Annotated in this window: 18 protein-coding genes; 8 read left to right on the top strand and 10 right to left on the bottom strand. The window is 62.3% G+C overall.

Features of this window, described 5'->3' with window-relative positions; genetic code table 11:
* Positions 1-54 precede the first annotated feature (54 nt).
* Positions 55-597 carry a MarR family winged helix-turn-helix transcriptional regulator gene (locus FAZ95_RS29490; protein WP_137335977.1) on the bottom strand — a complete coding sequence of 181 codons (543 nt, stop codon included), beginning with the start codon at positions 595-597 and terminating at the stop codon, positions 55-57.
* Positions 598-976: 379 nt separating this feature from the next.
* On the opposite strand from FAZ95_RS29490, the gene FAZ95_RS29485 reads away from it, so the two are divergent.
* The 3 genes from FAZ95_RS29485 (at position 977) to FAZ95_RS29475 (ending at position 6,595) form a co-directional block, all read left to right on the top strand.
* Positions 977-3,934: a molybdopterin-dependent oxidoreductase gene (locus tag FAZ95_RS29485; RefSeq protein ID WP_137335976.1), complete on the top strand. Its 2,958-nt coding sequence runs from the start codon at positions 977-979 to the stop codon at positions 3,932-3,934.
* A complete protein-coding gene (locus FAZ95_RS29480) occupies positions 3,904-4,776 on the top strand; it encodes a 4Fe-4S dicluster domain-containing protein (RefSeq protein ID WP_254700337.1) in 873 nt (290 codons plus the stop codon). The genes FAZ95_RS29485 and FAZ95_RS29480 overlap by 31 nt, the downstream gene beginning before the upstream one ends.
* A gap of 64 nt (positions 4,777-4,840) precedes the next feature.
* Positions 4,841-6,595, top strand: a complete 1,755-nt coding sequence (locus FAZ95_RS29475; protein WP_137335975.1) for an FAD-binding protein — start codon at positions 4,841-4,843, stop codon at positions 6,593-6,595.
* A 295-nt stretch (positions 6,596-6,890) separates the two neighbouring features.
* Here the strand turns inward: FAZ95_RS29475 and FAZ95_RS29470 are convergent, their stop codons facing one another.
* From FAZ95_RS29470 to FAZ95_RS29455, 4 genes are all read right to left on the bottom strand, one after another.
* Positions 6,891-7,832 carry a 3-hydroxyacyl-CoA dehydrogenase NAD-binding domain-containing protein gene (locus FAZ95_RS29470; protein WP_137335974.1) on the bottom strand — a complete coding sequence of 314 codons (942 nt, stop codon included), beginning with the start codon at positions 7,830-7,832 and terminating at the stop codon, positions 6,891-6,893.
* Positions 7,833-7,835: 3 nt separating this feature from the next.
* On the bottom strand, positions 7,836-8,756 hold the full coding sequence (locus FAZ95_RS29465; protein ID WP_137335973.1) for a beta-keto acid cleavage family enzyme: 921 nt from the start codon (positions 8,754-8,756) through the stop codon (positions 7,836-7,838).
* A 59-nt stretch (positions 8,757-8,815) separates the two neighbouring features.
* Positions 8,816-10,183 carry an MFS transporter gene (locus tag FAZ95_RS29460; protein WP_137335972.1) on the bottom strand — a complete coding sequence of 456 codons (1,368 nt, stop codon included), beginning with the start codon at positions 10,181-10,183 and terminating at the stop codon, positions 8,816-8,818.
* Positions 10,184-10,326: 143 nt separating this feature from the next.
* A complete protein-coding gene (locus FAZ95_RS29455) occupies positions 10,327-11,031 on the bottom strand; it encodes a Crp/Fnr family transcriptional regulator (RefSeq protein ID WP_137335971.1) in 705 nt (234 codons plus the stop codon).
* Positions 11,032-11,144: 113 nt separating this feature from the next.
* Between FAZ95_RS29455 and FAZ95_RS29450 the strand changes: the two genes are divergently transcribed.
* Entirely contained in the window at positions 11,145-11,558 is a 414-nt protein-coding gene (locus FAZ95_RS29450) for an acyl-CoA thioesterase (RefSeq protein ID WP_137335970.1), read from the top strand.
* A gap of 65 nt (positions 11,559-11,623) precedes the next feature.
* Entirely contained in the window at positions 11,624-12,367 is a 744-nt protein-coding gene (locus tag FAZ95_RS29445) for an SDR family oxidoreductase (RefSeq protein ID WP_254700336.1), read from the top strand.
* A 654-nt stretch (positions 12,368-13,021) separates the two neighbouring features.
* On the opposite strand, the gene FAZ95_RS29440 is transcribed toward FAZ95_RS29445, so the two are convergent.
* From FAZ95_RS29440 to FAZ95_RS29420, 5 genes are all read right to left on the bottom strand, one after another.
* Positions 13,022-13,609, bottom strand: coding sequence for a hypothetical protein (locus tag FAZ95_RS29440; protein ID WP_137335968.1), 588 nt, complete (start codon positions 13,607-13,609; stop codon positions 13,022-13,024).
* A gap of 982 nt (positions 13,610-14,591) precedes the next feature.
* Positions 14,592-18,161: an AIDA repeat-containing protein gene (locus FAZ95_RS29435; protein WP_175425803.1), complete on the bottom strand. Its 3,570-nt coding sequence runs from the start codon at positions 18,159-18,161 to the stop codon at positions 14,592-14,594.
* A 76-nt stretch (positions 18,162-18,237) separates the two neighbouring features.
* Positions 18,238-19,497: an autotransporter strand-loop-strand O-heptosyltransferase gene (locus tag FAZ95_RS29430; protein WP_137335966.1), complete on the bottom strand. Its 1,260-nt coding sequence runs from the start codon at positions 19,495-19,497 to the stop codon at positions 18,238-18,240.
* Positions 19,498-19,693: 196 nt separating this feature from the next.
* Positions 19,694-20,692, bottom strand: coding sequence for an ABC transporter substrate-binding protein (locus FAZ95_RS29425; protein WP_137335965.1), 999 nt, complete (start codon positions 20,690-20,692; stop codon positions 19,694-19,696).
* 144 nt (positions 20,693-20,836) lie between these two features.
* Complete coding sequence (locus FAZ95_RS29420; protein ID WP_137335964.1) at positions 20,837-21,760, bottom strand: LysR substrate-binding domain-containing protein; 924 nt, start codon at positions 21,758-21,760, stop codon at positions 20,837-20,839.
* A 201-nt stretch (positions 21,761-21,961) separates the two neighbouring features.
* Here FAZ95_RS29420 and gtdA point away from each other — a divergent pair, with 201 nt between their 5' ends.
* The 3 genes from gtdA to maiA are packed head-to-tail and all read left to right on the top strand — an operon-like array spanning position 21,962 to position 24,370.
* Entirely contained in the window at positions 21,962-22,945 is a 984-nt protein-coding gene (gene gtdA, locus FAZ95_RS29415; protein WP_254700366.1) for a gentisate 1,2-dioxygenase, read from the top strand.
* A 44-nt stretch (positions 22,946-22,989) separates the two neighbouring features.
* Entirely contained in the window at positions 22,990-23,688 is a 699-nt protein-coding gene (locus tag FAZ95_RS29410; protein ID WP_137335962.1) for a fumarylacetoacetate hydrolase family protein, read from the top strand.
* A gap of 40 nt (positions 23,689-23,728) precedes the next feature.
* Positions 23,729-24,370, top strand: coding sequence for a maleylacetoacetate isomerase (gene maiA, locus FAZ95_RS29405; RefSeq protein WP_137335961.1), 642 nt, complete (start codon positions 23,729-23,731; stop codon positions 24,368-24,370).
* Positions 24,371-24,386: the final 16 nt, after the last annotated feature.

Below are 24,386 nucleotides of genomic sequence, written 5' to 3'. Positions count from 1 at the left end.
TCGAAGCGCCGCGCTTGCGGCGCTTCGATGCGTCTTGCCAGCGCTCCTGAATCGTCAGTCCTCGACCGTATCGTCCTGGGACATCTGACCCAGGTTCTTCTCGATCTGGTGCATGACCTTCCAGAAAACGCGCATGTCCCGCTGGGTGATCCCGTCGAGCGACGACGAAATCATGTCCGTGATCTCGGGCAGCATGTCGTCGACGAGACGCTTGCCCTCGTCCTTGAGCTGGACATAGTACTTTCGTCTGTCTTTTGGATCTCGAACGCGTTGCACGAGTCCGCGCTTTTCCAGGTTGTCGAGCGCCGGAACCGCGGTGGTCGAGGCAATCCCCACGCGCTTGCTCAATTCGAGCTGATTCAACTCGCCGCGCTCGGCCAGAACGCGAAGGTAGTACCAGTACGCGATGGCGAGGTCTTCCTTATCGAGAATTTTCTGCGCCTGGGCGTCATAGAGGCGGTGCACCGTTCGCGCCATCCACGGAACGGTCCTGCCACGGTCATCGAATAGCTCGGACATTGGATGCGCGGCTGACTCGCCAGGCAGCTCCCGAACCTCCTTCGTGGCCTTGGCTGCAGTGGAGTTCGACTTAGCCATTCCCTTCTTCCTCATTGTATGAGCGGCCCCGTACAGAGATCCGGGCCGCGAAGCATCGACGCTCAAGCCCCCTCTCGTCAGAGGAGCCTTGACTTTTTTAATACCATGACCAATCATTCGATATAGATCGATTTGCCTCGGCATCATCGCTATACAGATGATCCGTTACCAGAAAGATCATACAACACGAGCGGCCGCTTCGTCGTGCTGCCCCGCAATATCAGCCCCTCGAGGCGCAGGCGGGAACAGCGAGGCATGCGGCGCGACTCGTTTCGATAACACGGAGACGCAGGCAGGGTCTAAAACATGAACAGGATCGCCAGCAGCGCGTGGCGCAGCCAGGACCCGCCGGACCGGAAGCTCAGAGATTAGAACGCTCATGCAGAGACAAATTCTCGTATTGATACTGTGGCTCATGCCGGCCGTCCTGCGTATCGCGGCACGCAAGTTTCCCAGCGTGCGCCAGCACCTCGGCACGGGGCGATGGGTCATCCAACTGCGGCTGAGGGACAACAGCCTCGCGCGGCAGCTTCATTTCAAGGACGGCACCGTAACCGGGAGTTGGGGGCCGTGCGCCGCGCCGGACGCGGAGCTCGTGTTCATGGACGCGGCAACCGCGCGCCGCATGCTCGCGCCGACCACCGATCACGCGTTCCTGATCGACGCGCTCAAGAACTTCAAGATCACGCAGGGCGGCAGCGACCAGGCGCTCGTCTGGTTCGGCCAGCTCGTCAATACGATGAAGACCGCCTCGTGGCGCAAGGGCACGCCGATGAAGGACGGGACGACGCGCTTCGTCACCCTCACCAACGGCGGCCCCGTGTTCGTGTTCGTCAAGGACGGCAAGATCATCCGGACCACGCCCATCGACCTCGTCGACGAAGACGGGCCGAGCTGGACCATCACTGCGCGCGGCCGCCGCTTTTCGCCGGCCCGGCGCGGGACGGTCAGCCCGCATGCGCTCTCGCTCAAGTCGCTGGTGTATTCGGACAAACGCATCCTCTACCCGATGAAGCGCGTCGATTTCGACCCCAAGGGCGAGCGCAATATCCAGAATCGCGGGATCTCCGGGTATGAACGGATCAGCTGGGACGAGGCGCTCGACATCGTCGCGGGCGAGATCCGCCGCATGAAGCAGGAGCATGGCCCCGGCGCGATCGCGATGGCGACGGGCGCGCACCATCAATGGGGCAACATCAACTACTACCTGAGCGCGATGCAGCGCTTCGGCAACCTGATCGGCTACACGCGCATCGAAATGAGCCCGATCAGCTGGGAAGGCTGGTACTGGGGCGCCATGCACCACTACGGCAACAGCCTTCGCCTCGGCACGCCGAGCTTTTACGGGACGACCGAGGATTGCCTCGAGCACGCCGAGGTGATCGTCTTCTGGTCGAGCGACCCCGAGTCGACCAACGGCGTCTATGCCGGCTTCGAAGGCACGGAGCGCCGCTTGTGGGCGAAGCAGCTCGGCATCGAGTTCGTCCATATCGACCCGTACCTGACGCAATCCGCCCAGTTTCTCGGCGGAAAATGGCTTCCGATCCGTCCCGGCACCGACTCCGCCTTTGCGATCGCCATCATGCACGAATGGATGGTGAACGAGACGTACGACAAGGCGTACGTCGCATCGCGGACGACGGGCTTCGACGAATGGCGCGCCTACGTGCTCGGCGAAGAAGATGGCGTGCCCAAGACGCCCGAGTGGCAGGAAGCCGAAACGGGCATTGCGGCGAAGGACGTCCGCAGCCTTGCCACGCTGTGGGCGTCGAAGAAGACCTACCTCGCGGCGGGCGGCCTGGGCGCGGGCTTCGGCGGCGCGTGCCGCACGGAAACCGGCGCGCAGTGGGCGCGCAACGTCGTGATGATGATGGCGATGCAGGGCTGGGGGAAGCCGGGCATCAATTTCGGCAACCTGCAGATCGGCGCGCCGCAGGACCTGAACTTCTACTTCCCCGGCTACGCCGAGGGCGGCATCTCCGGCGACCTGAACTACACGGCGAGCGCAGCGCACAACTACTGCCGCATGCCTCACATCATCACGATCAATCCGGTGAAGCAGTCGATTCCCCGCCAGCGGTTTGCGGAGGCGATCACGCAGGGCGCCGCGGACGGCTACCTGTGGGAGGGCTTCTCGGTAGAAGGACAATTCGCCCACTACGCCTACCCCCGGCCGGGCTATTCCAAGGTCCACATGCTGTACCGCTACGGCTCCTCGTCGTTCGGCACGGTCCCGGGGTCGAACCGGCTCGTCGACGCGTATCGCCACCCGTCGCTCGAATTCGTCGTCAACCAGTCGATCTGGATGGAGAACGAAGCGCAGTTTGCCGACGTCATCCTGCCGGCCTGCACGGCGCTCGAACGCGACGACATCTCCGAATGGGCCAACTGCGGCGGCTACATCCAGCACGCGCAGAGCCAGCTCAATCACCGGATGATGATCATGCAGCACAAGTGCATCGAGCCGCTCGGCGAATCGAAATCGGACTACCAGATCTTCCTCGACATCATGTTGCGGCTCGGCTACGGCGGCATGTACTCGGAAGGCGGCGGCTCGGAGCTGACCTGGTGCGAACGGATGTTCAACTCCACGGATCTGCCCAAGCAGACCACCTGGAAGACGTTCCTGAAAAAGGGCTATCACGTCGTGCCGCCGCCCGCGGACAACGACAAGCCGCCGGTCGACATGCGCTGGTTCGCCGAAGGCCGCCCCAAGGACCTGCCCGAGGCGAACCCGCTGCCGGGCGTGTACTCGACCGCGTTCGGCGAGGGGCTTCCCACGCAGTCGGGCAAGTTCGAGTTCGTGCCGTCGAGCCTGCGCCGTATCGAGGCCATCGATCCCGCACGGCCGGCGGTCAATCGGTACATCAACCGCGACAGCGGCGTGAAGCAGCCGTTTCCGCTGCAGCTCGTGACCAATCATCCGGTCTACAGCTTCCACACGCAGGCCGACGGCAAGAACAGCCACGTCAACACCATTGACGAGCACCGGATGAACGTCGGCGGATATCGGTACTGGGTCCTGCGCATGAGTCCCAAGGATGCCGACGCACGAGGCGTGCGGCGCGGCGATCTCGTGCGGGTCTACAACGCGCAGGCGTCGGTCATCTGCGCCGTGGACGTCTCCCTGCTCGTCAAGGAAGGCGTCGCGCGCGGCAACGAATCGTGTGCGGAACTCGACCTGATCCAGACCTCGGTCGGCGTGGTCGATCGCGGAGGGTGCCTGAACCTCCTCACTCCGGGGAGAAAAATGAGCCAGACCGCGGATGGGATCATGCCGAACACGTGCTGGGTGGAGGTGGAGAAATGGAACGCGCCAATGGAGCAAGCAGCATGAGCGGCTGGGCATTGATCATCGACGTTTCGCTCTGCATCAATTGCAGAAACTGCGTCATCGCGACCAAGGACGAGTACGCCGGCAACACCTTCCCAGGCTATTCGGCGCCTCAACCTCCGGAGGGCCTCGAGACGATCCGGGTCGAGCGCCACGTTCGCGGAGAAGGCTCGCTCGTCGACGTCACCTATATCCCGCAAGCGTGCAATCACTGCGACAACGCGCCTTGCGTCAAGGCGGCGCCGGACGGGGCCATCTACAAGCGTCCCGACGGGGTCGTCATGATCGACCCGGTCAAGTCGCGCGGCCGGCGCGATCTCGTCAAGGCGTGTCCCTACGGAATGATCGAATGGAACGAACAGGAACAGGTGCCGCAGAACTGGAACTTCGATGCCCACCTGCTCGACGCCGGCTGGAAAGAGCCGCGCTGCGCGCAAGCCTGCCCGACCAAAGCGATACGCGCGCTGAAGGCGGAGCCGGAACAATTGCAGGACATGGTCGAAAAGGAGCACTTGTCGGTCATCCATCCGGAGTTCTGCACCAAGCCGCGCGTGTTCTACAGAAATCTCGACGATGCGCTGAGCCACCTGGTGGCGGGCAACGTCTGCGAAGACATGGGCGATGGCCGGCTGCGTAATCTCGAGGGGGTTGAAGTCGTCCTGTACGACTCCGCGGCCGTTGGCGAACGCACGACGACGACCGATCATTTCGGCGACTTCCGGTTCTCCGGCGTCACCGCGCAGTCTTCGAGAATCGAGTTGCGGGTGCGCAAGGATGGGACCGAGAAAGTCATCGCTTCGAGAGAGCGCACCGGAAGCGTCAATCTCGGCACGTTGCTGGTTTGACATCGACTAGCTCGACAGCGAAACCGGCGCATCGCTCCTAAGCGCCAACCACAGGACACATGCAATGAGCACCACTGCGACGGAACACTGGGACCACGAGGTCGACGTCGTCATCATGGGCGCGGGCGCGGCCGGCATGACGGCTGCAATCGTTTCGAAGAACGAAGGACTTGAGCCGCTTGTGCTCGAGAAGACCGATCAGGTTGGCGGGACCAGCGCGTGGTCCGTGGGCATGATGTGGTTCGTCGACAGCACGCCTATGCAGGCCGCAGGGTTCAAGGACTCGTTCGAGACGGCGCGGCAGTACTTTGCCGCGACGGTGGGCTCCAGTGTCGGGCGATCGTTGCAGGAGGCGTACATCACTCAGGGCCGTGCCGCGCTCGACTATTTGCTGCAGCATTCGGAGCTTGAGGTGATGGCGGTTCACTATCCGGATTACAGCCCCGAGCTGCCCGGCGGCATGTTTGGCCGCGCCCATGCGCCGCTGGAATTCGACGGGCGCAAGCTGGGCACACATTTCAAGGACCTGCGCGCCCCGCTTCCGGCGTTCGCGCCGTTCGGCGGGATGATGCTTGATCTTCCCGATCTGCTTCATTTTCTGTCCGTCACGAGGTCTGTGCGGTCGTTTGTTCACGTGATGAAGCGCTTTGCGCGCTATGGCGTCGATCGGCTGAGCCATCATCGCGGTACGCGGCTCGTCGGCGGGAATGCGCTCATTGCGCGCTTGTATAAGACCCTACTCGATCGGAATGTCGACGTGTGGCTGCGTTCGTCCGCGACCAAGCTGATCATGGAGGGCGGCAAGGTCGTGGGCGCGGAAGTGGTTCGAGACGGCCGCACCCTCCGCGTTCGCGCACGACGCGGCGTGGTGATCGCGACCGGGGGCTACCCCGGTAACCCTGAGATGCGCCGTGAGCACTCGCGCAAGCCGACGGTTGACCTCACGCTCGGGTTGACGAGCAATGTCGGTGAAGGCATCCGACTTGGTTTGTCGGCTGGCGGGCGGCTTGATCACAACGCCGGGGACACGGGGTACTACGTGCCGATGTCGGTCTATACGGACGAAGCAGGCCGCACGACGCAGTGGGGACACTTCATGCTCGATCGGCCTAAACCTGGATTTATTGCGGTCGGCAAGGATGGGAAGCGGTTTACCAATGAGGCGGCTTCGTATCATGCGTTCACGCTCGGCATGTTCGAGGCGGGGGCGATTCCGGCATTTCTGATCGCGGATGCGGCGGCGGTGAAGAAGTATGGGATTGGGGTGATCTTGCCTGGTAGCCGGTCGCTCGCGCGATATGAGAAGGCGGGGTATCTGTTCAGCGGCTGGACGCTGGGTGAGCTTGCGCAAAAGATTGGCGTCGATCCGAGCGGGCTCGAACGCAGCGTTGAGCGCAATAACCGGTTTGCGGTGAGTGGCGTTGATGAGGATTTTGGCAAGGGTTCCTCAGCTTACAACGTCTATAAGGGCGACCCTGCGCACTCGCCGAATGCCTGCATCGGGCCTATCGAGCGCGGTCCTTTCTACGCCGTCAAGCTCATGCCTGGGGACTTTGGAACCAGTCGGGGGCTTGTTACGAGCCCGGTCGGCGAAGTTTTGGACCAAGAAGACCGGCCGATTCCGGGGCTGTACGCGTGCGGCAACGATATGAATTCGCCGGTGGGCGGACGATATATCGGCGCGGGGATCACGCTCGGGCCTGCGCTGACGTTCGGATATCTGGCGGCGATGGCGCTGGTGGAAACGGGGCTAGCGCAGAGGCTCGGCCACCAACCGGCGCCCTCGCCTTCCTCTACTCAGAAAGTGGGGCTTGCTTGAGCCTAGAAGCGGCGCATTCCGTTAATTCGGATCTCTGCATTTCGCGGTTGAAGCTCCCATCGCATGCAGCGATATGAGAGTCGTGGAGTCGGAGACGCGGCTACACGGAGGAACTGAGCGCAGTAGATCGACTCGCTACCGCCGTTCTACCTGACGCCGCGCCTACGACCGCTTCGAAGAGTGGAACGGCCATACCGCGGGACGAGTCGCATCTTTTCCGCCGCAATAATGGCAGATTCAATGTGTGCCGCGGAGATCTGCATTCAGATCCACCTCATATTCAGCTACCGTCCGGCTACGGGATCTGAGAAAGACTTCGCTTCGCGTCCAGTAATTGAATCAGCAATTCATCGCGCTGACGAAGCATTTCTGGAAAATCGTATAGCCGAAGTTCCGCATCGACGCCGCTCGCAATAGACTCGATGTAGTCGTCTGTCTCGGGATACATACCCAAGTCTCTGGCCCACTCGCGCTGGGCCGGACCGAGGTGCTGTAGCACATGTGTGATGCCGCCGGGTCCTCCGGAAGCGTGGAGGTTGAGAAACGGACCGAGCAGTGCCCAGCGCAGGCCTGGGCCGTAGGAGATCGCCGCATCGACGTCCTCCACGGAGGCGACCCCGCGCTGTACCAGACTAATGGCTTCCTGCCATATCGCCACTTGAAGACGGTTGGCGATATGACCTTTGACTTCTTTGTCGATCCTGATGACCTTCTTGCCCGTTGAGGCATAGAACGCCATGGTCTTCGCGATGTTGTCGGGCGATGTCAGTTTGCCGCCACCGACCTCTACCAACGGCATGATGTGAGACGGATTGAATGGATGCCCGAGGACGATTCGTTCCGGATGCTTCGCGCCTGCCTGAATCTCGCTGATTGCCAGCCCGGACGAAGACGACGCGATGATCGCGTCCGGCCTTGCCGCCGATTCGATGCTCGCGATCAGCGCGTGTTTGACATCCAGACGCTCGGGGCCGCTTTCTTGAATGAAATCGGCATTGCGTACCGCAGTGCCGACGTCAGTCGTGAATGTCAGCTTGTCTCGCGAGGCGCCGTTTGCCAGCCCGAGCCGCTCGACCACAGGCCAGCTATTGTCGATCCAGTTGCGCAGGCGCGACTCGGCCTCGTGGCCGGGATCCGTCGCGGTGACGGTAAAACCATGAGCCAGGAAGTGTGCCGCCCAACCTGCGCCGATAACACCGGTGCCGACGATGGCGACGTTGACGCCTCGCGTTGTCATGGCCTAAGCCTCCAGGCAGGCGGCGTGGCGCGTTTCGCGCAACGGCCGCAGTCCAACGATCTCCCGCGCCTCAGCCGGCGTGGCCGGCTCGTAACCCATCTCGCGCACCAGGCGAACGAGCCGCTCGACCAGTTGCACATTGGTGGCCAACTCCCCGTGCCTGTAGTACAGATTGTCTTCGAGCCCGACGCGCACATGCCCTCCCAGCAACAGCGAGTTCATCGCGGCCGGCAACTGCGCCGCACCGATGGCGCTGACGTTGAACACGGTGTTGCGGGGCAGGTGGTCGACCATCGTCTGCAACAGCCGGGGCGTGTAGGGCAACGCGCCCTGGAACGCATTGGCGCCGATCACGATATTGATAAAGTGCGGTACGTCGTCGAGTCCATCGTTGATGGCGCGCTGCACATCCTGGACGATGTCGGCAAGGCCGAACACTTCCCATTCGGGCTTGATGCCGCGTTCTTTCATCATCGAGGCGATCTGCCGGATTCGCGACGGCGGCGTCGCCACAAGGATCTCCTTGCCGCTGAAACTTGCGATCACGGTCTGCGCATCGAGCGTGCACATCTCGACGCCGTCACCTTGCATGCCCTTCAGACGTTCTTCCCACTGGATTTCCCACAGGCCGTTGTCGAGTTCGCGAACCATGTCGCCGTTAATGCCGCCGCCGGTGGAGTTGTTCAGAATGATGTCGCATTTGTCGCGAATCAGCCGATTGATATGGCTATAGATCGCCGGATCGCAGGTGGCCTCGTCGTCGGGACGTCGTGCATGCACTGCAACGACACTGGCGCCCGCGTTGTAGCAGCGGTAGGTGTCTTCAGCGATCTCCCGCGGCTGTGTCGGCAGGTTCGGGTTCATTTTCTTGTTGGCCATGCCGCCGGTCGGGGCAACGGTCACGATGACTTTGGGCTTGCTCATGGTGGACCACTCCAGAGTTGAAATTGATTTAAAGAACGGGATTGACTGTGACGAATCGATTAGTGCGCGTTCGCGCCATCGCCGGGGCCCACTCGGACCGCGCTCTTTGGCAGCCCCAGCAGGATCGTCAGACAGCCGCCGATGACAACCGCGGTCAAGGCCAGCAGACCCATCTGGATGCTGCCGGTCGCGCCCTTGATCCAACCGATCAGCGTCGGGCTGACAAAGCCGCCGAGGATGCCGAGTGAGCTGATGACCGCGATGCCGGCCGCGGCCGCGTCCCGGCCCAGGTAGGTCGGGGGAATCGACCAGAACAGCGAGCCGCCTCCAAAGATGAAGAACGAGGCCACGCACAGCAGGACCATCACAGGTACGACGGCGGCGCCAAGGAAGGAGGTCGAGGCGAGGACGATCGCACCGAGGGCCAAGGTTCCCCCCACATGCCAGCGCCGCTCCTTGAAGCGGTCCGAACTGCGGCTGATCAGAAGAACACCGAGCGCGCCGAAGATATAGGGCACTGCCGTGTACCAGCCGATCGTGGCGATCGGCGCGATACCAAGCCCTTTGATCATCGTCGGCAACCAGAACGTAAGCGTGTAGACGGCGCAAGCGCAGCAGAAGTAGACGAAGGCCAGCACATAGGTCTTCGGGTCCGCCAGCGCCGCCGCGAGCCGGCCATGATGTCGAGCCCTGGTCTTGCCGCCGTGGTCGGCATCCAGGACCGACTGCACCAGCACCTTCTCCGCGTCGTTCAGCCACGGGGCGCGGACCGGCCGGTCCGGAAGCATGCAATAGAGCAGAATCCCCAGCAGGACTGTCGGCAGGCCTTCGACGAGGAACAGCCATTGCCAGCCATGCATGCCGCCAAGGCCCTCCAGGCGGCTCATGATCGTTCCCGACAACGGGCCGCCCAGGACGCCCGTGATCGGCATGCCGAACAGGAACAGACCCGTCACACGGCCGCGGCGCTGGCTCGGGTACCAGTAGGTCAGATACAGAATGATGCCGGGAAAGAAGCCCGCTTCGAACAAGCCGAGCATCAGTCTGATTCCATAGAATTGCCACGGCGCCGTGACGAACGCGGTGGCCGCGGACGTGAGGCCCCACAGCACCATGATCCTCAGGAACGTGAGTCGCGCGCCGATCTTTTCGAGCAGCAGATTGCTCGGCACCTCGAATAGCAGATAGGTCAGGAAGAAAACACCCGCGCCGAGTCCATATACCGCGTCGGAGAAAGCGAGGTCCTGCTTCATCTGCAACTGCGCATAGCCAATGTTGATGCGGTCGAGGAAGGCGCAGACGTACGCGATCAGAATCAGCGGCATCACGCGCCAACTGATTTTCCGAAAGACGGCGTCTTCCGCTATGTGATCCGACGGACTCTCGACGAGTGCGACTACGGGGGGCAGTGAATGGGCGCGATTCATTGCGTGTCTCCAGGTCTTGTATGACACGCATTATTTCGAGCGACCGCTGCCGTAACTGTCGATCGCGCGACAGTTGGGGTCAGCGTAAACACCGAGCGGTCCGGCGACGCGGATGCTTCAGTGGCGAAGCAAGGACTACGCCGCTATCGGGCCAAGGCGTCGAGCCCGGGCACATCCAGCACGACGATTCCGCCGTACTCGGTGCGCACGAGGCCCGCATTCTTGAAGCGCGTCATTGCCTTGTTGCACGTTTGACGCGACACGCCGGCTAGGTTTGCGAGCTCCTCCTGGGACAGCGGCAGATACCCCGCGCCGCTCGGATTGGACAACGGGTGCACCATACCCACCAGCGCTCTGGCGACAAGACTGTCGGTGTCGAGCAGTCCGTGCGCGACGGCGACGCCCATGAACCAGTGCAGACGTTCGTTGACCTGCAGCAGCAAAAATTCGTTGAACGAGGGCTCGCGCTCGCGAAGCCAATTGAAGGTCGCGCGTGGAAGCTGCGCAACGCGGCTGTCGCGCAACGCGATGAGATCCGACTCGCGCGGCGCGTTGCGAATCAGCGTGCCCTCGCCGAACCAACTCCCGACCGACTGTCCGCCTAAAGTGACAGTATGTCCGTCGCGGGCGGTGATCGACCACTTGATGACGCCTTCGAGCACGCCGAACCACGCGTGTTGTCGTTCGCCGTGGTGCCCTAGAGCCTGACCGGCTGCGACGGCGCGCTCCGACACGTCAGCGCGCACGCGGGACTGCGTGGGTTCGTCCAACCTGACGAACCACGGCGACTTGGCGAGCAGATCGTCAAGCGTAAGCGACACCGTCGCCATGCGCTTTTGCCTCGTCATTCCCGCCCCTCCGAGCCACGCGCCCGGTAGCCGACGCGAAATGTCGCCGCACGGACAGTGTCGCGCGGGCAATACACGCACAATGGCTGAACTGGAAGCAGGAGCATATATCCGTGAGTAAAGAAACTGTTTATCGAATCGACGTGCAATTCGGCGATTGCGACCCGGCCGGAATCGTCTTTTTTCCGAACTTTTCGCGCTGGATGGACGCCGCCTCGCACGATTATTTTATCCAGTGCGGGCTGCCGCCATGGCGGGAGATGCAAGCGCTACCCAATTGCATCGGCGCGCCGCTGTTGGAATTCCACACTCGCTTTCACACCTCGGCGACCTACGGCGAAAGTCTGGCGGTGCATACGCGTGTTGAGGAATGGCGAGGCAAAGTGTTTATCCAGAGCCATCGCATCATGCGCAACGATACGCTGATCTGCGAGGGTAACGCGACGCGCGCATTGTGTGTCAAGCGGGACGATGGACGTCTGAAGGCCGTCGGTGTGCCTGAATTCATACGTGCCGCCTGCGAGTGAGCGGCGAGCATGACTCGGTCGGAAAGGAGGGTTGAATGACCACGTCGACAGGCCTGCGCGTGCTGGTGACCGCTGGCGCGGGCGGTATCGGGCGCGCCATCACGGAAGCATTCGTGGCGGCGGGCGCGAGCGCTTATGTCTGCGACATCGACGCGGCAGCGCTTCAACAGATGCAGGTGAATTTGCCCGGCGTAGTGACGTCAGTGTGTGACATCGCCGATCGCGCGGCGGCTTCGCGCATGGTCGCGGACGCCGTGTCCGCTCTCGGTGGCTTGGACGTCCTGATCAACAACGCCGGCATTGCGGGCCCGACCGCGAGTGTCGAGGAGATGGATCCGGACGCCTGGGAAGCGGTGCTTCGTCTGAACCTCACCGGCACATTCATTGTCACGCAACAGGCCATCCCGTTCCTGAAGCAATCTCGCGCGGGCGTGATTCTCATCATGTCGTCGCTCGCCGGCCGCTTCGGTTATCCGAACCGCAGTCCTTACGCGACGACCAAGTGGGGCCTCATCGGATTCACCAAAACCTTGTCACGAGAGTTGGGCGAGTTTGGCATACGCGTCAACGCCATCTTGCCGGGCGCCGTGGGAGGACCACGTATTCAGCAGGTGCTGGCGGGCCGCGCATCGGCCAGCGGCCGCTCCATTGCGCAGGAAGAGGCGGCTGCGCTCGCCAATCAGTCCATCAGGCATTTCGTGAATCCGGAGGATATCGCGGCGCTCGCTGTTTTCCTGGCATCCGATGCCGGACGTTCCATTTCCGGGCAAATGATCCCGATCGACGGAGATTCGCAAAGCGCATCCTGATGTCAGGGTAAACATCCAAGAACACCTGGATGTGCTCTTGTTTGTGATAGCCACCAAGCCAGTTACTCCCGACGCGTCTGCTAGTGGTTTAGCTACTCTCGTTGGCGTGCCGCTCGGGTGATGCACGCTCATGGACTTCAACGTCAGCACCATGGTCCCGTTGAAAACGAGAACCCTCAGACGGCCGCTTATCGGCTGATGTTGCCGGTTAGCGAACATCAGTAAAGCAATCAACAGCAGCCCCACACCCGGCGATCGTCGGCATTGGCCGATGAAGCAACGTTCGATGTCGCGAATTGGACGGCCGTTTCCTGGATAGAGCCGACGCTTGAATGTCCGATCGACGGCGCAGGCGAATGTCGGCTTCTGGCCGGAAGTACTCGCCCATTCAAGCCAGCGGAAAGCTGTCGTTGAGGACTTCAATGTCCCCTCTATGGAGATTTTGTCGAGCTGGTGCGATCGGCCATGAAGCGCGATTCACCATCACCGTCGCTCAGACATTCTGGTGTCGCTTCCACCCAGGAACCGGCCATTTGATTCGGAATGTAAGGTGGTGCTTGTCGGCCGCCGTTCAAGCATGGTCGCTGACTAGCGTCTGCACATCGTTTTCCGTATATTCACTCGTAAATAGCCGCGCATGACTGGACTCTTAGCCTAGTCCGATGTATCGGCCCTGCGTATGCTATTGCTGAACTGAAACGGAAGCCCATGTGGATACGTATCGACGTTGCATAGAAACACAGCAAAGTCGTCCTCAAAATCGTAAAACAAGGAATTTTCCCACTCCGCCGCCATCGCAAGCGTCAATCTGTGGCTCGGGGAGAAGGCAACGACGACCATCCATCGATGGTCCGCCTTAAATTTTGTAAGCTTTTCTACGTCCATCCTAATAGCGTCTTCCAGATCATGGCCGCCATATTGGTTGGTAGCTGGACTTTCTACTTTTAGCTCAATTGCATATGTCTCATTTTGAAATGAGAAAGATATGTCAGCTTCCTTCCTGCTTCCCTCTGAATAAGGAGTTTCTCTGTCTAGATCTGTTACGCCCGCGAGGCGCGATAAATGGTAATGGACCGCGACCTGAGCCATAGTCTCCCATCGTTCGCCGCTCGCCCAGGCCATCCTAAACTGACTTGGTTCGTCGGAATGGTTTGATGGATGTTTCCCCGCAGCCTGCAGCACGATATTCAAGAAATCTTTTTCTGTCATAGCGTTCAGATAATTTAAGTTGGCCAACTTCATTGAGACCTCGGCAAGCCCGCCGGCCTTCAATTCTGTTTTTCGACGTCAACGTAGTTATCGGTGACGCGCACTCCCTGCGAAAATATAGCACCATCACGAAATGTCCCGACGAATACGTGCTTGGACGTAATGAGAGGCGGTTCAGGGTCGGGTATCGCCCATCGGCGCTGGGCGCAGATTGTTTCTCCCTTCCGTTGGCCACGTCCGCTTGCGGAAGAACAGCAATAGCTGATGCGCTACATCATGAGGGTCCGGTTCCGGCTGCCAAAGCGGCCGTCGGCGTTCTTGTATTTGAACGGCGGCAACGGGTCCGCTTGCTGTCTTTCCAATCGGAGTAAAGCTGCCGTTCGGACGAGTCGCGGGGCTTACGTCAGCAAGGCTGACCATAGCCGCCGTTGCCCAATGATCGCGCCGGCGGCAGGAACGGCCAATATGTTCGCATAGGGCATCCAGCAGTTTTCAGAGCGGACCAGCCGTTCGATTGACTAGTTTGTGCGATTGGCAAGCAGCAGCAATTGGCCGCGCCCCGCGACTGAGCGCTACGGGCCCCGTGCAGTCACAGTTAAAGCCAATCGTTGCGACCGATGCCTTAGACGCGATCGCACTCGTCGTATGCCTCTTCGAGTAAGGCGTACCAATAATCCGAGGTCGGAATTGATGCCTCTACGGATTCGTACCGCATCAGTAAGAAGCTTCAGTCGTTAAGCTGTTCGATCTCGACCTTCCTGTTCTTGCCTTGGTTTGTGCCTCTGCAATCAAAGGATTTCCGTGTCGGCGCCCAAATCAGCATGGGTAGCTCGCGTCCCTTGAAAGTCGTGTTTTGGCGCCCCGTTCATCACGGTTGCTAGCTTATGTTCATCGACGATTGAAAATCATCTAGCAGGCCTCCCCACCGCCCCCCTTCTCCGCCACTCCCTGACTTGCGCAGCCAATGCCCCTTCCAGCGCAAATCACTGCCTTGAGCCTTTTTTCTCCACCACGACTACCACTTCCACTGCGCCCCCGCCAAAACGCCGTAATCATGCTCCTTCGACCCCACTTCGCCCCCCACCCGCGCGAACACCGTCGTAAGCGGTCCCCAATGCCAGTCCACGCCAACGCTGGCCCGCCCAATATCCCGGCTGGTCGGTGAACCGAATACCTGATAAGTCGCACTCGGCGCGTCGACAAAGCTCGCATTGAGCGATTGCGACGCGCTGCCGAAGAGGTGTTCCCAAGCAATGCTCGCCCGCCAATCGAGCGGGCGACTAAAGAGCGTCCCCGCCCGCCTCGTGAACCGCGCGCCAAGCACACTCGACACTGCGTTGCTGTTCGCCGAAGCGTAGTCGAGGTCAAAAACGCCGCCACCGTGCTCAGCAAACCCCTGCTGCATATAGTGAGCCGCGCGCAAAGCGGCATAGGGTTGCCAGGTTCCGTACGTAAGCGGAAGGTTGAACCCGGACTCGACATAGATGGCCGTCGCAGCCGTGTGAAAGGATCCATTGGCCGTCCCGCTTAACGTCCCCAGCGTCACCGAGCGCGTAAGCGAGTTGTCCCAGTACCCCGCGCCCGCCATCCCGTTCACGTAGAACGGCCCTTGCCGCGGCTGCCACCCGCCATACACCAGCACTTGCGCGCCGTCGCTGCGCGCATCCGCGGAGCGGTCGGTGAACTGAATGGTGTCGTCGTTCAGCGCAATGGCTGCGCCTGCACGCACCGAAGGACTCACCGCACGATCGAAGCCAAGCGTGACGCGGGCCGATTGCTCGCTATACGCACTGCTGCCAAGACCGTCGTCGCCCGATTGATGAGCATGGCTGTAGTCGCCGCTCACCCACAAGTCGTTCGCGGTCGATGGATCCGACGATGCCGCGCCCCCTGACGCGAGCCGCTGCGCAACGACGTCCTGAAATTGCCCCGTGCGTCGTGCCGCGATCTGACGGAACACCGGGGCCTCATCGCCCGCAATCTGGGTCAGCGCGGTGCCCGCCTGCGACGTCGACGCGCCAACGAGCGCCGCTGTCAGCGTGGTGCCGCCCGCGTTATAGACGCTCGTCAACGCGTTGGCTACGTCGATCTGGTTCTGGGTGTGAGCGGCGGCCGCAAATCCGGCCGCTTGAAACGACTGGCTTGCATTGAGCGTCACGGCTATCACGCCGGCGCCATAGGCGACCGACGGCGTCAGGTACGCAAAGTTCGCGTTGACGGTGGAAAAGCTGCCGCTCTCGGTGCCCGTGTAGGTCACGATGGTGAATTTCGTGCCCGCGGAATAGGTCCCCGCGTTTGCGGTCAGCGTGAGCGTGGAGCCACTCGCGATCACGACGCTGCCGACGACGGTCGTGACACCGGAAAGTCCCGCGGCGTTGACTGTCACGTCATAAGTCGACCCGCTCGCGAACGACAGCGTGCCGTTGACCGTCAGACCCGTGCCCAACGTCGACGCGGCAAGCGTCGCTCCGCTGCCGGCCGTGAGATCCGAGGCCACCGTCCCGGTACCCGTCACGGTGGCGCCGTTGAGCAAGGTCAGATTCGCCGCCGTCCCATCGACGATCACCGTACCGGAAGACACCGTCGTGCCCGACGCAAAGCCGCCCGCCTCGATGTTCTGCTCGCCGCCGGAGGTGACGAGCGTCGTGATCGCCGAGCCGCCGGACAGCACGAGCTGCGTGCCGCCATTGAGCGTCGTCGAGACGGCCGAGCCGCCCGAGTCGACCTGTTGTGTGCCGCCCCCGTTGACCGTCGTGCCGGACGCCGTGCCGCCGACCGCGACTTCCTGTGTCCCGCCGCTGTTGACGACGGTGTTGTACGCAAATCCCTCGGTCGCGCCGTCGACATACTGCTTGCCGCCGCTGTTGACGGTCGTTCCCGACGCGACGCCGCCCGCGAAGACGTTCTGCGTGCCGCCCGCGTTGACGGTCGCGCTGATCGCGGACCCGCCCGACGACACGCTTTCGGTGCCTCCCGAGTTGATCGTCGTCCCGCTTGCCGTGCCGCCCGACAACACCGTTTCGGTGCCGCCCGAATTGACGTTCGTGCCGCTCGTCTGGCCGCCGGATGACACGGTCAACTGCCCGCCGTTCAACACGGTGTCGACCGCGACGCCGGCCGCGCTCACGACCTGCGTGCCGCCGGAGGTCACGGTCGTGCCGACCGTGGTCCCGGACGTGACCGTCTGCTCGCCGCCCGACGACACGGTCGCGCTGCTCACTGTGCCGCCCGATTGCACGTTCTGAATGCCGCCCGACATGATCTGCGTGTCGACGACGGTCGCACCGGATGACACGTTCTGCACCCCGCCGCTCGACACCAAGGTCGAAATCGCGGTGCCGCCCGAAGCGATGCTCTCGGTGCCGCCGCTCGTCACCGTGGTCGACGTGGCCGTTCCGCCCGACGAGATGTTCTGCATGCCGCCGCTGTCGACGATCGTCGACACTGCGCTGCCACCCGCCGAGATGTTCTGCACGGCGCCGCTCGAGACGACCGTCGAGGCCGCCGTCCCGCCGGACGCGATGTTTTGCGTACCGCCGTTCAGCACTGTCGCCGATACCGAGCTGCCGTTCGCCGATACGTTTTGCGTGCCGCCGCTCGATACGACCGTTGCCGACGCCGTGCCGCCGGACGAGATGTTTTCCGTGCCGCCCGAGTTCACGGACGTCGAGATGGCGTGGCCGCCGTTGAACACGTTCTGCGAGGCGCCGGAGGAAACTGTCGTCGCCACAGCCGAGCCGCCGTTCGACACGTTCTGCGTGCCTGCCAGGGTCGTCCCGCTCGCGACGCCGCCCGACGAGATGTTTTGCACGCCTCCCGACAGGATGTCCGCGGACGTGGCGCTGCCGCTTGCGAACACGGTCTGCGTGCCGCCCGACTGGACGACCGTGCTGCCTGCCGTGCCGCCGCTCAGCACGTCCTGCGCGCCGCCCGACAGAACGTCCGTGCTCGACGCATGCCCGCCGTTCGACACGACCTGCCTGCCCCCCGAACCGGCCGACGTGTTCGACGTGACGCCGCCCGACAGCACGTACTCGCTGCCGCCGCTGCCGGCCAGCGTGTCGATCGACGAGCCGCCGGCCAGCACGGTCAGCGAGCCGCCGTTCTGGAGGTACACGTTCGACGCAACGTTGGCGTCGATCGTGAACGACCCGTGCGTGGTGGTGCCCGCCAGGATCACGTCGGACGTGTCGACGATCAGCACGCCGCCGTCCAAGACGTTGAGTTGCCCCCCGCCCTCGACGGTAAAGTGCACGCCGCTGCCGCCGCTGAAGAGATTGGCCGACCCGCCGCTCGATATCACCGAATAGAGCGCGGCGCCGCCGCTCGACACGTTGAGCACCGAGCCGGTGGGGAAGCCGTTGTCGAGAATCGACCCGCCGTCGACGACGGTCACTACGTCGCCGCTGCTGAAGAACGACAGGCCGATGAAGGCGTCCGGACTCACGATTTCATAAGAGGTCGCATGCGCCACCCCCGGCAGGCTCAGCGCGCCGAGCAGCCAGGCCGTCAATTTCGGCAAGCGTGCATGGCGCGCGCCGAACCGGTGTACGCAGTACTTGCGGCGATACGTCAACGGCTTCATCGATTCACCCCTTTTTCGCTTCTTTTTCGTTTCACTTCGTTTTGCGATGCTTCGGAGGACGAGCCAACCCGCGACGCTACGGGGCTGCGCCGAACCCCGGTATGCGCCGGATCGTCTGCCTGACCTGCTCGGTGGTGATGAGCCGCGTGCACTCGAACTGCCGCGGCGTGCCCGCATGACGCGGGCACCACAGGAAATCCTTGTGATCGAATCGCACGCGCACGTCGTTCCAGCAGCTGTTGCAGGTGTGGAAATTGATCACGCGGTACGGTGTCGCGAACTCGTTGATGGGATGCGTGAAGCCGCTGATCATGACGACCGGCGTGCCGACTGCCCAGGCAAGCCATGACAGGCCGCTCGACAGGCCGATGAAGAAGTCGGCATGCCTGAGCCACTGCGCCCGTTCGGCGAGCGGACGGTCACCGGTCTGATCCTCGACGCCATGAGGCAGGTGGTTCCACACCATGCCCGTGCCGTGGGTCGCCTTCTGGTCGATGCAGACGACCCGGTAGCCGTGTTGCTTGAGGAACTGCACGATCTCGCGCCAGCCGGTCGGATGGTTCCAGTATTTGCACTGTGTCGAGCTTTGTACCGCGATGCAGACGTAACGCTCGGCGATCGGCCGTTCCTGGTCCGGAATGTCGATCTTCGGGGGCTCTTCGGTCGGAGCGACACCGAGCATATAGCCAGCCGTGCGGTGCAGGCCGACCAGCTGAAAGTCAGTCGGTTGATGGACGTTCGCTTCGTCGCCGAAGTAAAGGCCGATACGGTAAGTCGCGTAGAAGCGCTCCGGCTGCACTTCGTCAGGCGTCACGAAAACGATGTCGGGATAGCACGCGCGGAACAGCGGGATCAGCAGCGGCCCCATCGAACAGGTCAGCCGGCAGCCATGCTGGCGCTGGAATTTCACGGCGTAAGGAAACCAGCCGATGATGTCGCCGAGGGTGCCGACCGGAAACTCGATCAGCACGTCCTGGTCGCGTGCGCAGAAGCGATGCTCGAGAACCCGCTGGCCATCGGCGTCGACCTCGATCGAAAACGGCACGAAGTATTTCTTGCTGCTTGCGACGATGCCACCGGCCAGGGTCGTTTCGAACAGGCCGTTGCCCGTCTCGGTGTCGGCGAGCTTGACGGTCCATGTGCCGCTCGAACGGTTCGGCAATACAACCCGGCAGCCATCGTTGAAATCGAAGCGGATTCCTTGCGCCGCCGATTGCGTCGGGACGCTCGCAGGCGCGCGGAAAGTGGACTTATGCCCCTCGCTGGTGCTGCTGTCGCGCTCTGCCTCGTTCCCCGATGCGACATCCGCAGTGTTTCCGACAGTCTCGTCGTTCATGTAGATTCGGCCCGAGCAGCAATGTTATGCACCGCATTATTGAGATTTCGGCGAATCCTAACACAGCACGAATTGCGCAATAAAGAGGAAAAGGACGGCCGGCACGAAGCGAAATCAACCGCAAAATGCGGCTACCCGTTATTTGGAATGCGCGCCTGCGTGTCCACCAGTTCGCTGGCGGACACGTAACTTTCAATTAGATTTTGAAGCTTTCAAGGCTTGCTGGATGAAACAACTCACGCGCTTCCAGCCGGCGGCTGGAGAGCCCCTCCGCATGATGCCGCGCCAGAAAACGATCCACGACATGCTCGTTCTGCGCAAACCCATACGGCCAAAAATCAAACCCCATCAACTTCCGCGCCGCCCGTAACTGATCCTCAACGAACGGCAGCGTCACCTTGGTCGCTGCCGTATCGCTTAGCCGCGCGAGCGCGAGCGCCTTCGATTGCTCAAACGCCTTCATCACCGCACCAGGCAGCCACGGATGCTGCTCCGCCAGCGTCTTCCTGATCCCAAGCGTATGCATGATCGGAAACAGCTTCGTTCGCGCATACCAATCCGCCGCGCTCTTGTGCGGATCGTCGAACAGATACTTGACCTGCGGATGCCCTTGATCGAAGCATGAAGGCGCGCGAGGCCCGATGACGGCATCGATCTTCCCTGCGGCCAACAGGCTGGAGATCGTCTCGCCTTCAGGCGCATCCTCGATCTTGATATCGCCGGACAGCTTCAGCGCGATTTTCTCGACCCTTGACGGGTCTTCATAGCCGCCGCGCACCCAGGTCACATCCGACGCCTTCACGCCGTACTCCTCCTCGAGGAACAGACGGACCCACACATTGGCGGTGAGCTGATACTCGGGCACGCCGATCCGCTTGCCCTTCAGGTCTTCGGGCTTCTCGATCCCGCGATCCGCGCGCACGTAGATCGACGTATGCCGGAATGCCCGCGACGGAAAAACGGGGATGGCGATATACGGCGAGGTCCCCGCCGCGGTCTTCACCGAATAGCTGCTGAGCGATAGCTCGCAGATGTCGTAGTCCGCGTGCCGGAAGGCCCGGAAGAAAATTTCCTCGGGATCCTGCAGCATGAAAACGGGATCCACGCCGTCGATCTGGACATCGCCGTCGACCATCGGCCGGATGCGGTCATAGTTGCCGACGGCGATCGAAAGCCGGAGCTTGTGATTTCCCATTGCATCTCCTCTCTATGTAGAACCAAGCGAAGCGTGAGCGACGGCATGGCCATTCGAGCCTCGGAATCGGATCGATCGCCGTCATTTCATTCTATATAGCATGATCCTATGGTGTATAATGCATTGTCAAGGATCATTGGGAAATCACGGCTCCGCATTGGCCGCCGCGCAAGCTCGCAAGCAGTCCAGCGCGGCGGAAACCGCGATGCGGCTGAGGCTGTCGGGGCGCCAGTACATCGATACCGAGCCGAAGCCGGCAAGCTGCATTGGCAAGATCCTCACCGCGTTCATCCGCTCGAAACGCAGTGCGCCCCGATGCGACGCGACGCCCAGGAGATCGGTGTGATTGAGAAGCGTGATGTTGAGAAGCGACGAGTTCGATTCCACGCAACGGCTCGGCATCGCCTGTCCGGCGGCCGCGAGAGCGGTCTCGAAAGCGGTGCGCACGGGCGTGCCGCGAGGCCAGACGATCCACGGGTACGCGAGCAGATCTTCCCAATCGACGGTGCGCTTCTCCGCCAAGGGATGCTGCGGCCGGCAGACGAAATGAATCGGCTCCATATAGAGGATTTCGGCTTCGATCTGCGGGTCCGCATTGTCCGGGGCCGAACGGCCGACGACGATGTCCAGCTCGCCGCGCACGAGCTGCGGAATCAGCAGGTTCATCGTGCTTTCGACGAGCCGCACCTGCGCTCGCGGCAGACGCTCCAACAGCTGCGACACGGCGAGCGGCACCGTATCGCCGGACGCGACGCCCGATGTGCCGATCGTCACGAGCCCGCTGCCGCCGTCGAGCAAGGCCTGCATGTCGTCGCGCGCGCCGTCGAGATGCGCCTCGATGCGCCGGGCGTGCTCGATCAGCGATTCGCCGTAGGCGGTCGGCCGCAGCCCGCGCGCGTGCCGCTCGAACAGCGGCAGTCCGACATCCGCTTCAAGCTCCTTGAGCCACTTGGAGAGCGCCGGCTGGGTCGTATTGAGCGCTGCCGCGGACTGGCTGAGGTTGCCGGTCTCGGCGAGGCTCACCAGGACCTGCAGATGCCGCAGACGCAATCGATAAGTCCAGTCCATCGAGCCACCCCTCTTAGGTATATCCAAAACAATATGGATCAGAGCAATTCTTCATTTTACGAGGTATAGCTAGCCGACGTATAAATCACCCATACGATCAAGCGCAAACGATCAAGCTTTGCATGGGAGACATAGATGCCAACCGCCACCGCAGTGCAGGAACAACGCACGGCCTACTACGAACGGATTGCCGAGCGCCAGATGGCCCCACTCTGGGAATCCCTCCACACCCTGGTGCCCCCTCAACCGAAACCGCAAGCGCAAGCCGCGATTTGGCGGTACGCGCAGATCCGCGACCTGGTGATGCAGGCGGGCGCAGTCATCAGCGCGGAGGAAGCCGTGCGCCGCGTGCTGGTGCTGGAGAATCCGGGGCTGCCGGGCAAGTCGAGCATCACGCCGAGCCTCTACGCCGGACTTCAATTGATCCTGCCGGGCGAGATCGCACCGAGTCATCGCCATACGCAATCGGCGCTGCGATTCATCGTCGAAGGCCGTGGCGCATGGACCGCCGTCGACGGCGAACGCACGACCATGCGCCCAGGCGACTTCATCGTCACGCCGTCATGGACGTGGCATGACCACGGCAACCCGTCCGTCGAGGACGGCGGCGAACCGGTGGTCTGGCTCGATGGACTCGATATTCCGCTCGTCGCCAGTCTCGATGCCGGGTTTGCCGAGACCTACCCGGAAGCGACGCAGCCCGTCACGCGCCCCGAGGGCTACAGCTTTGCGCGCTTCGGCCACAACATGGCGCCGGTGCGGGAGCGCGTATCGAACCCCACCTCGCCGATCTTCAGTTATCCATACGAACGCAGCCGCGAGGCGCTCGACATGCTCTATCGCCACAGCGAGCTCGACGCGTGGGACGGCGTGAAGCTGCGCTACGTGAATCCCACGACGGGCGGCTGGCCGATGCCGACGATGGCGACGTTCATGCAGTACCTGCCCGCAGGCTTCAAGGGTCGAGCCTGGCGCAGCACCGACGCCACCGTGTATTGCGTCGTCGATGGACACGGCACGGTCAACATCGGCGGCGCTGAGTTCGCATTCGCGGAGCACGACGTGTTCGTCGTGCCGTCGTGGCAAACGGTGCAGTTGTCGGCGCACGGCGAAAGCGTGCTGTTCAGCTATTCCGACCGGCCTGTGCTCGCCGCGCTGAACCTGCTGCGCGAAGAGCGCATCTGAACGCGTCTCCTTTTTTCTATCTCTGTACGAGCGAGTCGATCATCATGGCATTTGTTTTCCCGCCCGAAGCCCCCATCGGCATTCCCGTCGTCGGCAGCGACGACCAGTTCGCGGTGCGCCGGGTCTACTGCGTCGGCCGCAACTATGCGGCCCATGCGCGCGAGATGGGTTTCGATCCGGACCGCGAGCCGCCCTTCTTCTTCTGCAAGCCCGCCGATGCCGTGGTGCCGGTCGCGTACGGCGAAACGCTCGAGCTGGCTTATCCGGCGCAGACACAGAACTACCACTACGAAGCGGAACTGGTCGCGGTCATCGGCAAGGGCGGCTCGGACATTCCGCTCGCTCAGGCGCTCGACCATGTCTGGGGCTATGCAGTCGGCGTCGACATGACACGGCGCGACTTGCAGATGAAGATGCGCGAGATGGGCCGCCCATGGGAAATCGGCAAGGCATTCGACCGCTCGGCGCCAATCGGTCCGATTCATCCGGCCAGCTCGGCCGGTCATTTCGAGCAAGGCGCGTTGTGGCTGACCGTCAATGGCGAAACCAAGCAGAAAAGCGATGTCTCGCATCTGATCTGGTCGGTGGCCGAAACCGTCAGCGATCTGTCCAAGTACTTCCGCCTCGAGCCGGGCGACGTGATCTTCACGGGCACGCCTGAAGGCGTCGGCGCAGTGAAGCGCGGCGACGTGATGGCCGTCGGCGTCGAACGACTCGGCGAACTGACGGTGCGAATCGTCTAACCCGTCTAACCCGTTTAACCCGAACCAGGCGGACGCAATCGTGCAGCTTCATAGCTTTTTCAATAGTTCGACGTCCTGGCGCGTGCGGATTGCGCTCGCGCTCAAAGGGCTCACTTACGACTATCTTCCGGTCGACATTCGCGCCGGCGCGCATCGCGAGCCGGACTATGTCGACCATGTCAATCCGTCGGCGTCGGTGCCCGCGCTCGCCGAAGACGGCTTTCACCTCGGGCAGTCGCTCGCCATCATCGAATGGCTCGACGCGCAGTATCCCGAGCCCCGGCTGATTCCGCTCGAACTCGATGCACGGATCCGTGTACTCGAACTCTCGTATCTGATTGCGTGCGACATTCACCCGCTCAACAACCTCCGCGTGCTGCGCTACGTGCAGGACGTGCTAGGCGTGACGCCGGAACAGAAGGATGCGTGGTACCAGCACTGGATCGCGCAAGGCATGGCAGGGGTGGAACGCTTGCTCACGCGATATGGCCGCGGCCCGTGGTGTTTCGGCGACGAGCCGACGTTGGCGGATTGCTGCCTCGTGCCGCAAATCGGCAATGCGCTGCGCATGGGCAGTGATCTCACCGCCTACCCGCGCAGCCTGGCGGTGTACCGCCATGCGATCGAACACCCGGCGTTCGAGATGGCGCGGCCAGCGCGCCAGCCGGATTACAAAGCTTGAGGCTGTAGGAGACAGA

It is taken from the genome of Trinickia violacea, assembly GCF_005280735.1.
Taxonomy (GTDB): Bacteria; Pseudomonadota; Gammaproteobacteria; order Burkholderiales; family Burkholderiaceae; genus Trinickia_A; species Trinickia_A violacea.
The sequence above is the reverse complement of the archived record's forward strand: the minus strand, read 5'-3'. Positions and strand labels throughout refer to the sequence as shown.